Source organism: Pseudomonas pichavaramensis, assembly GCF_050473265.1.
Lineage (GTDB): Bacteria > Pseudomonadota > Gammaproteobacteria > Pseudomonadales > Pseudomonadaceae > Aquipseudomonas.
The window spans coordinates 124,094-137,473 of record NZ_JBJKFJ010000002.1 but is presented as its reverse complement, the minus strand read 5'-3'; the positions used below and the strand labels follow the sequence as shown (position 1 = coordinate 137,473).

The window sequence follows — 13,380 nt, the reverse complement described above, 5'->3', positions numbered from 1 at the left end:
CTTGTCGAGTCTTGCGAGCCTTATCCTTGAATGTGCGTGGTGTTTCTCTGTGCCTCGCGGTCAGCGTGACGGCAGGTTGTCGCCAGCTCACACAGCAGGGCTACACAGTAGCTGGACAGGTTTGCAGGCCTGAGGTTCCCACCTCAGGTATCATGCGCGGCCCAAGGAGACGCTTTGATGAATACCCTGTTTCTGCATTGCCGCCCCGGTTTCGAGGGAGAGGTTTGCGCCGAAATCACCGACCTGGCGGCACGTCTGGATGTGCCCGGCTATTCCAAGGCCAAGCCTGGCAGCGCTTGCGCCGAGTTCGTCTGCAATGACGCGGCGGACTGCGAACGCCTGATGCGCAGCGTACGTTTCAATCAGCTGATCTTTCCGCGGCAGTGGGCGCGTGGGGCGTTCGTCGATCTGCCGGAAAGCGAGCGCATCAGCGTGCTGCTGGACGCGTTGGCCGACTATCCGGTGTGCGGCAGCCTGTGGCTGGAAGTATTGGATACCAACGAAGGCAAGGAAGTCTCGACGTTCTGCAAGAAGTTCGAGGCGCCACTGCGCAAGGCACTGCTCAAGGCCGGCAAACTGGTGGACGACGCCAGAAAGCCGCGTCTGCTGCTGACCTTCAAGAGTGGCCGCGAGGTGTTCGCCGGCATCGCCGAGGCGGACAACCTGGCGATGTGGCCGATGGGCATTCCACGGCTGAAATTCCCTCGCGAAGCGCCGAGCCGCTCCACGCTCAAGCTGGAAGAGGCCTGGCACCACTTCATTCCGCGCGAGCAGTGGGATCAGCGTCTGGCACCGGGCATGACCGCGGTGGATCTGGGCGCTGCGCCCGGCGGCTGGACCTGGCAACTGGTCAACCGGGAAATTCGTGTCACCGCGGTGGACAACGGGCCGATGGCCGAAAGCCTGATGTATTCCGGTTTCGTGGTTCATCAGCGTGCCGACGGTTTCACCTTCCGCCCGCGCCACCCGGTGCACTGGATGGTCTGCGATATCGTCGAGAAGCCGGCACGTACGGCAGCGATGATCGAGACCTGGTTGGGTGAGGGGCTGTGCCGCGAGGCGGTGGTCAACCTCAAGCTGCCGATGAAGCAACGCTACGCCGAGGTGCGCCGTTTGCTCGATCGTATCCAGGCGGGGCTGGCGGAGCGTGGTTTGAAGGTCAGTATCGGTTGCAAGCAGCTCTATCACGACCGCGAGGAAGTGACCTGTCATCTGCGTCGCCACGGCAAGTGAGGGTGTAAACCGGGCTCAGGCTCTTAGGCCCGGCCCGGGCTCCCGCATCGCTTCAGGTTCCTCCCGAAGCCGGCGTGCGTGCCATCCATGACACGCCAGAGCGCAGGCACTTTGCCGCAGTTGGCGGCTACGCGCCGCCCATCCAAGGTTGTGCGCGCAGGGTGACCTGGCGGGGGCTTTGCGCGACAATGCGCGCCTGCCTGTGGAGCCCCCTATGTCCGAAGCCCTGACCCTCAATCACGATGAGCTGCTCGACGCCAGCGGCCTGAATTGCCCCGAGCCGGTGATGATGCTGCACAACAAGGTGCGCGATCTGGCTCCGGGCGGCCTGCTCAAGGTGATCGCCACCGATCCCTCGACCCGCCGTGATATCCCCAAGTTCTGCGTATTTCTCGGCCATGAGCTGCTTGGCCAGGCTGAGGAAGACGGTACTTATCTTTACTGGATTCGCAAGAAGGCAGATTAGGCAGCGCTTGCCGCATGTAGGGTGCGCCTTGCGCACCAGTGCTGTGCCTTGATCTGTGTTTGCCCATGGTTATAGGTGCGCGCGGCGTACCCTACGGGTCTTCATCGTTCTCCGCGCTATTCCATCCCGCTTGCCCCGGCGCTAGACCGCAACTGTTGAGCAAACTCTGCCAGGCCTTGATGTGGCGCTCGGTGGCGACGCGGAAACCTTGCCATAAAGAGTCCCGCTCGCCTGCCAGTTGCTGCAGGTGGGTGCGGGTGGCTGGCGGAATGCTTTCGATGCTCTGCAGATGTAGCAGCGCCGCCTGCCACTGCTGACCACGCTGGTCGACCAGCGCCAGGTAGGGTTGCAGGCCACCGGCGTAGAACTTGATGAAGATATTCTGCAGGATGCGCCCGCGCGGCGTGGCTTGACCCATCGGGCACAGCGGTCGCACCCGCTGGCGCTGTTCCAGCAGTTCACTGCCGGTGTCGAGGGTGTGGCGCAAGCTGGCCAGGCTGGTGATCAACTGGCCGCCTTGCTCGCTGGCGTAGAGGGCAAAGAACAGTGGGTCCAGGGATTCGCTGCCTGGTGGCAGGCTTTCGGGCAGAGCCGCGCCGATGCTTGCCAGCCGCTGCAGAGCGTCGAGCGCAGCGTTGTCTTCCGAACTATCGAGCGGCAGTGCCTGGTCGGCAAAGCGCAGATAGTGCTCGAACTCGGCGCTGCCGTTGAGGGCATTCCAGAACACGGCGGGCAGTTGCTGGCGTTTTTCTTCGGCCAGGCGTTGCAGCGTGCTTTTCAGGCTGGCGCCATCGGCCAGGTGCGGCAGGCAGTCATCGATGGCGCGCAGCAGGTCACCTTCATAACTCAGGCGCTGGCTGGGCATCAGTTGCTTGCCCAGGCTGCTGTTGCGCTGGCTGATCAGTTGTTGCAAACGCGGGCAGCGCCGCGCGTCGATCACCAGATCGAGCAGGCCGATGCGCAGGTCGGGAATCTCCAGCAGTCGCTGGCGCCGCGCAGGCAGGCGATACCGGCTGAGCGTGCGGCTGTCGAAGGGCTCGAAGTTCTCGCCATCCAGCGAGCGCTGCAGGCGTTGGAGGTAGTCGTTCTGCAGGGCCAGACCGTCATTGGCCGGTTTACAACCGGCAAGCATGGCGATGCACAGGAGCAAGACGAGTCGAATCATGCGCTCAGTCTAGAGCCGATAGTCCAGCCATCCAATCAACCGTGCTCAGTGTGCGCGACGTATGCGCCGGCGCGCGCTACGCGCCAGGCGGATGGCGAGCATCACCGCTGCGCAGGTCAGGCCCACCACCAGGCCCTGCCACAGACCGCTGGGGCCGCTGGGTTCGCCGAGCCAGTCGGACAGGCCCAGCGCGTAGCCCACCGGCAGGCCGATGCCCCAGTAGGCGAACAGCGTCAGCAGCATGGTAATGCGTGTGTCCTGATAGCCGCGCAGGGCGCCGGCGGCGGTGACCTGGATGGCATCGGAGAACTGGAACAGCGCGGAGTAGACGATCAGAGTAGAGGCCACCGCGATTACTGCTGTGTCCGGGGTATAGATCTGCGCGATCTGCTCGCGCAGCAACAGCATCAGGCTGGCCGACAGGCAGGCGTAGCCCAGTGCGGCGCCCATACTAACCCCGGCAGCGAAACGTGCCTCGCGTGGTTGCCCGCGCCCGAGCGCCTGGCCAACGCGCACGGTGGAAGCCATGGCCAGCGAGTAGGGAATCATGAACACCATGGCGCTGAAGTTCAGGGCGATCTGGTGTCCGGCGACCACGGTAGCGCCCAGGCCGCCGATCAACAGGGCGATCACGGCGAAGATGCTCGATTCGGCGAACACCGCCACGCCGATCGGCACACCGATGCTCAGCAGCCGGCGGATCACCGTCCATTGCGGCCACTCGAAATGAGCGAACAGTGCGCTGGAGCGGTAGTAGGGCGCCCACTTCACCCAGATCAGCATGCCGATCAGCATGAAGCCCATTACCAGTGCGGTCGCCCAGCCACAGCCGACGCCGCCCATGGCCGGCAGGCCGAACTTGCCGTAGATGAATACGTAGTTGGCGGGGATGTTCAGCAGCAGGCCGAGAATGCCCAGCACCATGCTTGGCCGGGTATGGCCCAGACCATCACTGAAGCAGCGCAGCACGTGATACAGCGCCACTGCCGGGAAACCGCAGGCCACTGCACGCAGGTAGCCCATGGCCGGAGCAATCAAGGCTGGCTCGACATTCATCCGCTGCAGGATGAACTCGGCATTCCACAGCAGCGCCGCCGCCCCGCCGCCTACGGCCAGCGCCAGCCACAGCGCCTGACGTACCAGCGGGCCGATGGCCGCGTGCTCGCCCGCGCCGAAGCGTTGCGCCACCTTGGGCGTGGTGGCCAGCAGGATACCGGTCATCAGCAGGAATACCGGCACCCAGATCGAGTTGCCCAGCGCCACGGCAGCCAGGTCCTGCGGGCTGACACGTCCGGCCATCAGTGTATCGACGAAGCCCATGGCGGTATGCGCCAGCTGGGCGATGATGATGGGGGTGGCGAGAACGAGCAGGTTGCGCAATTCCTTGCGCACGCGACCAAGGCGGGTGTCGGCGGACATGTCGGTTTTTCGGGCAGGCAGGAAACCGCGTAGTTTACGCCCTGACGTGTTGGTCAGGAAGTGCGATCTGGAGCTCTCGTTGGACGGCCTGCAGGGCGACGCTGGCGGGCGTGCTGGCATAGAATGAGTGCCTGCCCATTGGAGCTTGCCATGCTGATTGTCGCTGACGAAAACATCCCCCTGATCGATGAGTTCTTTGCCGGCTTCGGCAGCATCCGCCGTCTGCCAGGGCGCGGCATCAGCGCCTCCGATGTGCGCGATGCCGACCTGCTGCTGGTGCGCTCGGTGACCCAGGTCAACCGTGGGCTGCTTGAAGGCAGCAAGGTCCGTTTCGTTGGCACCTGCACCATCGGCACCGATCACCTGGACCTCGACTACTTCGCTGAAGCCGGCATCGCCTGGAGTAGCGCGCCGGGCTGCAATGCCCGTGGCGTGGTCGATTATGTGCTGGGGAGCATCTTGACCCTGGCCGAGCGCGAGGGTGTCGACCCCGCAACACGGGTTTACGGTGTGGTTGGCGCGGGACAGGTCGGCGGACGTCTGGTCGAGGTGCTGCGTGGTTTGGGCTGGCAGGTGCGGGTTTGCGATCCGCCGCGCCAGGCGGCCGAGGGTGGCGACTTCGTCAGCCTGGAGCAGATTGTCGATGAATGCGATGTGATCAGTCTGCACACGCCGCTGGACGCTTCGACCCGGCATCTGTTCGGCGCTCAGCGTCTGGCGGCATTGGGGCGCGGGGCCTGGCTGATCAACGCCAGCCGCGGTGCGGTGGTGGACAACCAGGCCTTGCGCATGTTGCTGCCACAGCGACCCGACCTGAAGGTGGTGCTGGATGTCTGGGAGGGGGAGCCGCAGGCGGATGTCGAGCTGGCTGCGCTATGCCAACTGGCTACGCCGCATATCGCCGGTTACAGCCTGGACGGCAAGCTGCGCGGTACGGCACAGATCTACCAGGCTTGTTGCCACGTTCTCGGCGTGCCCGAGCAGGTGCGCCTGGACGATCTGTTACCAGCGCCCTGGTTGGGTGAGATGTGCATCGATGCCAGCGCCGATCCGAGCTGGGTGCTGGCGAGCCTGTGCCGGGCGGTATACGACCCGCGGCGTGACGATGCCGATTTCCGCCGCAGCCTCATGGGCGACGACACCGCGCGCCGCACGGCATTCGACCGCCTGCGCAAGCACTATCCGGTGCGCCGTGAGATCGATGGCCTGCGTGTGCGCATGCAGGGTGAGGCACCGCAACTGGTCGAGTTGGTGCGAGCCTTGGGCGCCACCACCACGTAGGGTGCGCCGTGCGCACCGGCCGGTATGCGGTGCGCAAAGCCTAGTCGGCCCCGCGATGCGATAAGGCATTATCCATGCGCCTTATCTTTCGCCAATTAAATTGCATGCAATTTAATTGCTCGCTATTTTGTTCGGCATCTTCACCCACTCAGGATGACTCCCATGAGCAACGCGCTTTTCGATATTCCGGTCACCACCATCAAGGGCGAGCAGAAGACCCTGGCCGACTTCGGGGGCAAGGCCGTGCTGGTGGTCAATACCGCCAGCAAATGTGGCTTCACCCCGCAGTACAAGGGGCTGGAAAACATCTGGCAGCAATACAGGGACAAAGGCCTGGTGGTGCTTGGTTTTCCCTGCAACCAGTTCGGCAAGCAGGAGCCGGGTGACGAAGGCGCGATCTCCGAGTTCTGCGAGCTCAATTTCGGTGTCAGCTTCCCGCTGTTCAAGAAGATCGACGTCAATGGTGCAGATGCGCACCCGCTTTTCGTGCAGTTGAAGAAGCGTGCGCCGGGCTTGCTCGGTAGCCAGGGCATCAAGTGGAATTTCACCAAGTTCCTGATCGGCCAGAACGGCCAGGTGGTCAAACGTTTCGCCCCGACCACCAAGCCGGAAGAGCTGGGTAGCGAGATCGAAGCGCTGCTGAAATGAGTCCATTCGACACCGCTGGGCTGCAGCTGGACAACCAGCTGTGCTTCAAGTTGTACGCGGCGTCGCGTGCGGTTATCCGCGCCTACAAGCCGATGCTCGACGCGTTGGGGCTGACCTACCCGCAGTATCTGGTGATGCTGGTGCTGTGGGAGTGGCAGGCCCGCGCGCCAGAACAGCCGACGCTCAAGGCGCTCGGGCAGCGTCTGCAGTTGGATTCCGGCACCCTGACGCCGCTACTCAAGCGGCTGGAACAGATGGGCCTGGTGCAGCGGCGGCGCGGCGCGGCGGATGAGCGCGAGGTGCATCTGGCGCTGAGCGAGGCAGGGCAAACCTTGCAGGCCAGGGTGCTGCCATTGAAGGCGCAACTGCTGTGTCAGTTCGCTGACGAAGACTTGCTCGAGATGGAAGGCCTACGCCGTAGCCTGGACCGTCTGCTGACCAGGCTCAACGGCTGAGCAGCCAGGTGTTGAGCATGGAGGCCAGCTCTTCTCGCTGAAAAGGCTTGGCCAGATAGTCGTTCATACCGGCAGCGCGGCAGCGCTCGCGCTCGTCGGACAGCGCGTTGGCGGTCAGGGCGACGATCGGCAGATCCGGCCAGCGACCGTTACTGCGAATGCGCCGGCTGGCTTCGTAGCCATCCATCACGGGCATGTTGCAGTCCATCAGGACCAGGTCGATGTCTTCCTGCTCCAGCACTTCCAGTGCTTCGGCGCCGTGGCTGGCGATCAGGACCTGGTAGCCGAGCTTGCTCAACATGCCTTTGGCCACCATCTGGTTGACCGGGTTGTCTTCGACCAGCAGCACGCGCGCCGAGCTGGTTCTGGATGGAGAACTCTGCGCGCCGATCTGTGCGTCGTCGTTATCGCTCTGCAGGATGTGTCGCAGCATCTGCAGCAAGCCGTTGCGCGACAGGGGGCGGGCGATCTGTTGCAACGGCACGAGACGCTGAGCCTGATCCTGAGGCAGGAAGTTGCCGTAGGCCGTTACCAGGAGTACCGGCGTCTTGATCGCTGGGCGAATGCCAAGTAGGCACTCCGGGCAATCGCTGATCAACAGGTCAGCCTCGACACCCAGCAGGCTGGCATCGGTATCCAGGCGCCGGAAGCTCAAGCCCCAAGCTGGCAGCCACTGGCTGAGCATTTGCTGCAGGCCGCTATTGGCGGAGGTCAGCGCCACGATGTCGCCCTGCAGCGCCGGGTGGGCGGCTGCTGGGGTATGGGTTGCCAGTGGCAGATCGGCGCGGAACTCGCTGCCGAATCCCTCTTGTGACTCCAGGCTCAGCTTGCCATGCATGGCCTCGCAGAGGCGTCGGGTCAGCGCCAGGCCGAGACCAGTGCCACCGTACTCACGGGTAATGCCCACTTCGGCCTGAGCGAATGGCTGGAAGATACGCGCCTGAGCATCCTCCGCAATGCCGATGCCGGTATCGCGTAGACGAATGCAGATGCCTTCGACGCTGCGCGTCACGGCCAGGTCGACGCGGCCGAAGCGGGTGAACTTGAGTGCGTTGGACAGCAGGTTGCTGACGATCTGCCGTACTCGAGTCGGGTCGCCCAGCACCTGTGCCGGCAGCTGCGGATCGATCAGGCAGGTCAGTTCCACGGCGTTTGCCGCGTTCTGCGACAGCAGGCTGGCGGTTTCTTCGGCCAGCGCGCCAATGTCGAATGGAATGCTCTCCAGCTCCAGTTGGCCGGCTTCGAATTTGGACAGGTCGAGGATGTCGTTGAGCAGGTCCACCAGCACCTTGCCGGAGTCATGGGCGATGCCCAGCTGCTGGCGTTGTTCGGTACTGAGCGGGCCGTCCAACGCCAGGGCGAGCATGCCGAGCAGGCCATTGAGCGGTGTGCGAATCTCATGACTCATATTGGCGAGGAAGGCCGAGCGCGCTTGCGCCATATTCAGCGCCGTGGTGCGCGCGACCTCCAGCTCACTGTTGGACTGGCTGAGGCGGGCATTGGTGGCCTTGAGCTCTGCAGTGCGCGCCGAAACGATGTTTTCCAGTTCGCCCAAGTACTGGGTCAGGCGATCCTCGGCGTTGCGTCGTTGTTCGATTTCTTGCGCGATGCTCGACAGCTGGCGATTGGTGACTTCGACCAGCGTGCCGATCTCATCGCGCTCGTGGCCCTCAGGGCAGGGAACTGGGCGATGCTGCGGGTCCTGGGGGTTGCGTTCGCTGAGGGCGCGGATCACGCCGGTCAGCGGTTTGGTCAACATGAAATAGAACAGCACCAGCAGGATCAGCGACAGCAGCAGGCTGCGGGCGAAGCCGGTGAGCAGGGTCAGCAGCGAACGGCGCAGAAAGTGGCTGCCAAAGGCGTAGGTGTCGACCTCCAGGCTCAGGTAGCCCAGCGCTTCATGCGGCGCATGGGAAACGAACAGCGGGTCCTGGAATTCCCGTTTGGCGCCAAACAGGCTGTCGCTGAAAACCCGATAGCGGCTTTCGCTGCGCGGTCGGCTGACGCTCGCCAGCACCAGGCCGCTGTTGTCGATCAACTCGGCGCGGGTCACGGCCGGTGAGCGCAGCAGGCCGAGCACCAGCTCCTGGGCCAGCTCGGCGTCGATGTTGTAGGCGATGCGCGCCGCCGGATTGTGGCTGATTTCCAGCAGCGCACGAATCTCCCGGTTGATGGAGGCGTCTTCGCTGGCATAATCGACCGCCACCTGGGTGACGCTGAGCAGCGTGCCGAGGATAAACGCCACCAGGACGGTCAGGCCGGCCTGTTTGAACGACAGGCGATTGGTGAGCGAAATATCCATGAATGTGTGCGTAGTCTCTGATCCTTGGCGCCTGCCAAGCATAGCCGATACAGACGCCGTACCGGCAGGGCCTGCAACGTGCGGTCCTGCGCAAAAGGAGTAGTCGAATCGTGGATTCCCGATTGCTGGATTTTCTTGCCCGCGCCGAGCAGGTGCTGGAGCGCCTTGAACCGATGTTGCCTGCCCTGCGTCCGGACCTGGACTGGAGCCGCTGCGTGGCCGCGCGCTGGGTGCGCGATGGCCGCAGTGGTTACCTGCAGCCGCTGGATGTCAGTCTCGACTTGTCGCTGAGCGATCTGCTGGGTGTGGACGCACAGCGCGAGCAACTGGCACGCAACACGCGTCAGTTCGTCAATGGGCTGCCGGCCAACCATGCATTGCTGTGGGGCGCACGCGGCACGGGTAAATCGTCGCTGGTGCGCGCCTTGCTGGCCGAGCACGCTGCGGCCGGTCTGCGCCTGATCGAGATCGAGCGCGATCACCTGGCCGATCTACCGCGCGTGGTGGAGTTGCTGGCGGGGCAGACAGAGCGCTTCGTGCTGTTCTGCGACGACCTGTCGTTCGAGGCGGGTGAGGGCGATTACCGGGTGCTCAAGAGCGTGCTCGACGGCTCGCTGGAACAGGCGCCGGACAATGTTCTGCTGTACGCCACTTCCAACCGCCGCCACCTGGTGCCCGAGCGCCAGAGCGACAATGAGAACTGGAAGATGGTCGATGGCGAGCTGCACCCCAACGAAGCCGTCGAGGACAAGATCGCCCTGTCGGACCGTTTTGGTCTGTGGCTGTCGTTCTACCCCTTCAGTCAGGAGCACTTCCTGATCGTCGTGCGGCATTGGGTTGATGTGCAGGCACGTCAGGTGGGGCTGAACTGGAGCTGGGACGAAGCGCTGGAGAAGGCGGCCATCCGCTGGGCGCTGGGGCGCGGCAACCGCAACGGCCGTTGCGCCTATCAGTTCGCCCGCCACTGGGTTGGGCTGCAACTGCTGGAGCAACAGGCATGATCGAACTGTCGCAAGCCGGCTCCGGCCTCGACGGTTACCCGTTGCTGACGGCACAGCTGCAGGCTCTGCTCAGCGGTGAGCGGGACTTCATCGCCAATGCCGCGCAATTTTCCGCCTTCCTCTTTCACGAGCTGGCGGACCTCAACTGGGCCGGATTCTATCTGGTCAAGGATGGCGAGTTGGTGCTGGGGCCGTTCCAGGGCAAGGTGGCGTGTGTGCGTATCGCGTTCGGCCGGGGTGTTTGTGGCGCGGCGGCTGCGAGCCTGCAGACTCAGCGCGTCGAAGACGTGCATGCCTTTGCCGGGCACATCGCCTGCGACAGTGCATCGAACAGCGAGCTGGTGGTGCCGCTGGTCAAGGACGGACGTCTGATTGGCGTGCTGGATCTCGATAGTCCGAGCGTAGGGCGCTTCAGCGAAGCGGATCAGTCCGGCATCGAGGCACTGGCAGCGATCCTCCTGGCCGCCAGCGACTGCTGAGTACGCTTTTGGCGTGACGCTGCCTGTGGCGATGCGGCGCTTTGGATACGATCCGGTAGGGTGCGCCGCGCGCACCGTTGGTATGAGGCATTGCCTAAGCTGATTTCAGAGCGGTGCGCATGGCGCACCCTACGAAAAAATCGAGCCTGCGGGCTCAGCGCTTGGCGCCGATCTTCTCCAGCGTGCGCAGTTCGCGCGGCAGTAGCTGCTGTACGGAAGCGCTGGCCTTGATCCGTTGGTAGTGCGCCACCAGCTTCGGCCAGCGGCCGATATCCAGTGTCTCTCCACCGTGCTCCATATTGAGCAGCTGGCTGGCCAGTGCCAAGTCGGCCATGGAAAGTTGCTCGCCGAGGAAGTAGGGCGCGTCGTCCAGTGTTGCCTCGAAGTAATCGAAATGCTTGGGCAGCTTGTCCTGTACTGCCTGCTTTACCTTATCTTCATCGCAAGGCTGGCCCATGGTGGCCTTCAGCACGCGGTTGCGGAAGACGGTGAAGGTGCACAGCTGCGCCAGCTCGTAATCGGCGTATTTCTCCAGCCAGCGCACCTTGGCGCGCTGCTCGGCATCGCTACCGTAGAGGGGTGTGCGCTCGGGGTAGCGCTCTTCCAGGTACTGGCAGATGACGCTGGAGTCGGCCAGCTTGAGGTCGCCGTCACGAAAGGCGGGAATGCGCCCTAGCGGATTGAGCTCGTGGTACCAGTCGGGCTGGCCGAAGGGCATCACCACTTCCAGGTCGTATTCCAGGCCCTTCTCGATCAGGCACAGGCAAAGCTTGCGGACGAAGGGGGACAGCGGGGCCCCGTAGACGGTCAGGCTCATTGCAACTCCTATCGGCAGTCAATGGACTCGACTGGGCGGAGGCGAGAAGGCTCAGTCGTAGATATTCTTCTTCTTCCAGTCGTCGTCTTCCAGGTTCTTCAGACCCTCGGTCAACTCGCTGGGTTCTTCTGCGCTGGGTGCATTGTTGTTGAGCACCATGGCATTGGCGCGCGCCAGTTGTTCTTCGAAGCGTTTGAGCTGCGCCTGGTACTGCGCCGGTTCCGGTTGCTTGCGCAGGTACTGCGCGCCGCGCTCGAAGGCCAGGCGTGCCTGGCCGGGCTGCTTCTGCTGCAGGGCCGCCTGCCCCAGGGTGCTGAAGAACTCGATATGCACCTGCACCAGCATCTGGCGGATCTGCTTGAGCCATTGTTTGCCTTCGGCGGCGCTGAGCATGCCGGCCTGTACCGAGCTAGTGATCAGCGCGTGGAGGTTCTCCAACAGGAAGCGCGTATCCTTGGCCTTGGCCTCGTTGGCGATAGCCTGCGGCGGATTCTTCACTGCAATGGCTTCGCCCTGGGCGATCTGGGATTTCAGGGTTTCGATGTCGCTCTGAAGCGTGGCGTTCTGTTTATCCAATGGCAGAAGGCGTTCGCTGGCCTGCAGCTGCAACTGGCTGAGCAGCAGCTTCAACTGGGGCGTCATCAATTGGCCGGGCAGGCGCTCGGACAGATCCTGGCAGCGGCGGATGCGGTCGAGCAGGTCGGCGCGCTGGCGTGCTTTCTCCAGCTTGCTGTTCTCGACGGCGTGGTTGATATAGGCGATCACCATCAGCAGGGCGATGCCGCCGACGATCAGCAGGGTAATCACGAGTGCGGACACTGCTTGGGACCTCTCGAGAATCGACTTTTCGACCGAGTGTAGTGGCTTAGCCGCATGGCTCCTAGTGTCATGTCAATTTATGGCCTGAAGTCTTTGATTTTAAAAATTTTTTAGAGAGAGGTTGACGACTCTCGAAAGGCTCCATAGAATGCGCGCCACTTCCAGCGCAATGCCAGAAACAGAGCGAAGGAAGCCGGAAAGTTGCTTGATGTTCCGGGGTATGTCCCCTTCGTCTAGTGGCCTAGGACACCGCCCTTTCACGGCGGTAACAGGGGTTCGAGTCCCCTAGGGGACGCCACTTTAAGTTGTATATGCGGGAATAGCTCAGTTGGTAGAGCACGACCTTGCCAAGGTCGGGGTCGCGAGTTCGAGTCTCGTTTCCCGCTCCAGTTTTAGAAGGCCTGCTTCTGCAGGGTTTCACAAAAAGTTCCAAGGTCCCCTTCGTCTAGTGGCCTAGGACACCGCCCTTTCACGGCGGTAACAGGGGTTCGAGTCCCCTAGGGGACGCCATTTTAGTTGTACTGCGGGAATAGCTCAGTTGGTAGAGCACGACCTTGCCAAGGTCGGGGTCGCGAGTTCGAGTCTCGTTTCCCGCTCCAAATAAACAAAAACGCCGCTCAATCGAGCGGCGTTTTTGTTTGTGCGCGTTTTGTCATTCATTCCTTTAGTCAGCCGGATCTGCTATCGAGTTGTCCGGGGCCGTTGGGTGGGCTAAGCAGCCTTGGTTCAGCCGCTGGACAGAACAGCCCTGCAGCTATCTGGTCAGATAGGCCATCTGCATCTCTCATATATCTGAATAAGGATGAACTGCACATGACCAAGCGCATCAAGGAAGTTGCTCTCGCCGCTGCCCTCAGCGGCCTTGCGGCGATGACTCCGGCACAGGCGAGCGAGGAGGCCGGCAAGGGCTGGTCGCAGGCTGAGCTTGATCGCATCATCAAGGCCGATGATCTGCACGTTTTGCCACTGCGTGAAGACAGCACCACCTACGGCACGCCGACCTGGATCTGGTGCGTGCAGGTTGATGGCAACCTTTATGTGCGGGCCTATAGCGGTACGCGCTCAAGCTGGTACCAGGCCGCCATCCGCGAGAAGGCCGGGCGTATCAAGGCGGCGGGGCAGACCTATGAAGTCAACTTTGCTGCGGCCGACCCGGCCCTGAATGACCAGATCGATCAGGCCTACCGCAACAAATACCCCGACAGCCGCTACCTGGCGCCGATGATCAGTGACAGAACACGGGCTGCAACCGTACGCATCACCCCGCAATGATCCCGCCGCTCCGTAATCGCACT

At 62.9% G+C, this 13,380-nt stretch carries 13 protein-coding genes and 4 tRNA genes; 12 read left to right on the top strand and 5 right to left on the bottom strand.

Going from position 1 to position 13,380, the window contains the following annotated elements:
• Positions 1 to 177: 177 nt before the first annotated feature.
• A complete protein-coding gene (gene rlmM, locus ACJRW5_RS04170) occupies positions 178 to 1,233 on the top strand; it encodes a 23S rRNA (cytidine(2498)-2'-O)-methyltransferase RlmM (protein ID WP_484569269.1) in 1,056 nt (351 codons plus the stop codon).
• A gap of 214 nt (positions 1,234 to 1,447) precedes the next feature.
• A complete protein-coding gene (tusA, locus tag ACJRW5_RS04165; protein ID WP_484569268.1) occupies positions 1,448 to 1,699 on the top strand; it encodes a sulfurtransferase TusA in 252 nt (83 codons plus the stop codon).
• A 91-nt stretch (positions 1,700 to 1,790) separates the two neighbouring features.
• Here the strand turns inward: tusA and ACJRW5_RS04160 are convergent, their stop codons facing one another.
• Both ACJRW5_RS04160 and ACJRW5_RS04155 read right to left on the bottom strand, forming a co-directional pair.
• Positions 1,791 to 2,864, bottom strand: coding sequence for a DUF3080 domain-containing protein (locus ACJRW5_RS04160; RefSeq protein WP_484569267.1), 1,074 nt, complete (start codon positions 2,862 to 2,864; stop codon positions 1,791 to 1,793).
• Positions 2,865 to 2,909: 45 nt separating this feature from the next.
• Positions 2,910 to 4,283, bottom strand: a complete 1,374-nt coding sequence (locus ACJRW5_RS04155; protein ID WP_484569266.1) for an MATE family efflux transporter — start codon at positions 4,281 to 4,283, stop codon at positions 2,910 to 2,912.
• A gap of 150 nt (positions 4,284 to 4,433) precedes the next feature.
• Here ACJRW5_RS04155 and pdxB point away from each other — a divergent pair, with 150 nt between their 5' ends.
• The 3 genes from pdxB (at position 4,434) to ACJRW5_RS04140 (ending at position 6,667) form a co-directional block, all read left to right on the top strand.
• Positions 4,434 to 5,564 carry a 4-phosphoerythronate dehydrogenase PdxB gene (gene pdxB, locus ACJRW5_RS04150; protein WP_484569265.1) on the top strand — a complete coding sequence of 377 codons (1,131 nt, stop codon included), beginning with the start codon at positions 4,434 to 4,436 and terminating at the stop codon, positions 5,562 to 5,564.
• A 162-nt stretch (positions 5,565 to 5,726) separates the two neighbouring features.
• Entirely contained in the window at positions 5,727 to 6,212 is a 486-nt protein-coding gene (locus tag ACJRW5_RS04145) for a glutathione peroxidase (RefSeq protein ID WP_484569264.1), read from the top strand.
• Positions 6,209 to 6,667 carry a MarR family winged helix-turn-helix transcriptional regulator gene (locus ACJRW5_RS04140; protein ID WP_484569263.1) on the top strand — a complete coding sequence of 153 codons (459 nt, stop codon included), beginning with the start codon at positions 6,209 to 6,211 and terminating at the stop codon, positions 6,665 to 6,667. Before ACJRW5_RS04145 ends, ACJRW5_RS04140 begins: the two co-directional genes overlap by 4 nt.
• Here ACJRW5_RS04140 and ACJRW5_RS04135 read toward each other — a convergent pair.
• Positions 6,657 to 9,011: a response regulator gene (locus tag ACJRW5_RS04135; protein WP_484569262.1), complete on the bottom strand. Its 2,355-nt coding sequence runs from the start codon at positions 9,009 to 9,011 to the stop codon at positions 6,657 to 6,659. The two genes, ACJRW5_RS04140 and ACJRW5_RS04135, sit on opposite strands and share 11 nt — an antisense overlap.
• Before the next feature lie 68 nt (positions 9,012 to 9,079).
• On the opposite strand from ACJRW5_RS04135, the gene ACJRW5_RS04130 reads away from it, so the two are divergent.
• Together ACJRW5_RS04130 and ACJRW5_RS04125 are read left to right on the top strand one after the other, a co-directional pair.
• Entirely contained in the window at positions 9,080 to 9,970 is an 891-nt protein-coding gene (locus ACJRW5_RS04130; RefSeq protein WP_484569261.1) for an ATP-binding protein, read from the top strand.
• Positions 9,967 to 10,449: a GAF domain-containing protein gene (locus tag ACJRW5_RS04125; protein ID WP_484569260.1), complete on the top strand. Its 483-nt coding sequence runs from the start codon at positions 9,967 to 9,969 to the stop codon at positions 10,447 to 10,449. The genes ACJRW5_RS04130 and ACJRW5_RS04125 overlap by 4 nt, the downstream gene beginning before the upstream one ends.
• A 154-nt stretch (positions 10,450 to 10,603) precedes the next feature.
• Here the strand turns inward: ACJRW5_RS04125 and ACJRW5_RS04120 are convergent, their stop codons facing one another.
• Together ACJRW5_RS04120 and ACJRW5_RS04115 are read right to left on the bottom strand one after the other, a co-directional pair.
• A complete protein-coding gene (locus tag ACJRW5_RS04120) occupies positions 10,604 to 11,266 on the bottom strand; it encodes a glutathione S-transferase family protein (protein ID WP_484569259.1) in 663 nt (220 codons plus the stop codon).
• 51 nt (positions 11,267 to 11,317) lie between these two features.
• Positions 11,318 to 12,085: a hypothetical protein gene (locus tag ACJRW5_RS04115; protein ID WP_484569258.1), complete on the bottom strand. Its 768-nt coding sequence runs from the start codon at positions 12,083 to 12,085 to the stop codon at positions 11,318 to 11,320.
• A gap of 222 nt (positions 12,086 to 12,307) precedes the next feature.
• Between ACJRW5_RS04115 and ACJRW5_RS04110 the strand changes: the two genes are divergently transcribed.
• The 5 genes from ACJRW5_RS04110 to ACJRW5_RS04090 all read left to right on the top strand — a co-directional run bounded on the left by ACJRW5_RS04110 (position 12,308) and on the right by ACJRW5_RS04090 (position 13,357).
• A tRNA-Glu gene (locus tag ACJRW5_RS04110) sits at positions 12,308 to 12,383 on the top strand.
• Between the two features lie 15 nt (positions 12,384 to 12,398).
• Positions 12,399 to 12,474 (top strand) — tRNA-Gly (locus tag ACJRW5_RS04105).
• A 45-nt stretch (positions 12,475 to 12,519) separates the two neighbouring features.
• A tRNA-Glu gene (locus ACJRW5_RS04100) sits at positions 12,520 to 12,595 on the top strand.
• 13 nt (positions 12,596 to 12,608) lie between these two features.
• Positions 12,609 to 12,684 (top strand) — tRNA-Gly (locus tag ACJRW5_RS04095).
• Between the two features lie 214 nt (positions 12,685 to 12,898).
• Positions 12,899 to 13,357 (top strand): DUF2255 family protein, encoded by a 459-nt coding sequence (locus tag ACJRW5_RS04090; protein ID WP_484569257.1) that lies wholly within the window; start codon positions 12,899 to 12,901, stop codon positions 13,355 to 13,357.
• Positions 13,358 to 13,380 lie beyond the last annotated feature (23 nt).

What these genes read in the sequence shown, in the direction of transcription:
- ACJRW5_RS04090 (WP_484569257.1), top strand. Translation starts at nt 12,899, where the DNA reads ATGACCAAGCGCATCAAGGAAGTTGCTCTCGCCGCTGCCCTCAGCGGC.
- ACJRW5_RS04155 (WP_484569266.1), bottom strand. Translation starts at nt 4,283, where the DNA reads ATGTCCGCCGACACCCGCCTTGGTCGCGTGCGCAAGGAATTGCGCAAC.
- tusA (WP_484569268.1), top strand. Translation starts at nt 1,448, where the DNA reads ATGTCCGAAGCCCTGACCCTCAATCACGATGAGCTGCTCGACGCCAGC.
- ACJRW5_RS04125 (WP_484569260.1), top strand. Translation starts at nt 9,967, where the DNA reads ATGATCGAACTGTCGCAAGCCGGCTCCGGCCTCGACGGTTACCCGTTG.
- pdxB (WP_484569265.1), top strand. Translation starts at nt 4,434, where the DNA reads ATGCTGATTGTCGCTGACGAAAACATCCCCCTGATCGATGAGTTCTTT.
- ACJRW5_RS04120 (WP_484569259.1), bottom strand. Translation starts at nt 11,266, where the DNA reads ATGAGCCTGACCGTCTACGGGGCCCCGCTGTCCCCCTTCGTCCGCAAG.
- ACJRW5_RS04160 (WP_484569267.1), bottom strand. Translation starts at nt 2,864, where the DNA reads ATGATTCGACTCGTCTTGCTCCTGTGCATCGCCATGCTTGCCGGTTGT.
- ACJRW5_RS04135 (WP_484569262.1), bottom strand. Translation starts at nt 9,011, where the DNA reads ATGCTTGGCAGGCGCCAAGGATCAGAGACTACGCACACATTCATGGAT.
- rlmM (WP_484569269.1), top strand. Translation starts at nt 178, where the DNA reads ATGAATACCCTGTTTCTGCATTGCCGCCCCGGTTTCGAGGGAGAGGTT.
- ACJRW5_RS04140 (WP_484569263.1), top strand. Translation starts at nt 6,209, where the DNA reads ATGAGTCCATTCGACACCGCTGGGCTGCAGCTGGACAACCAGCTGTGC.
- ACJRW5_RS04145 (WP_484569264.1), top strand. Translation starts at nt 5,727, where the DNA reads ATGAGCAACGCGCTTTTCGATATTCCGGTCACCACCATCAAGGGCGAG.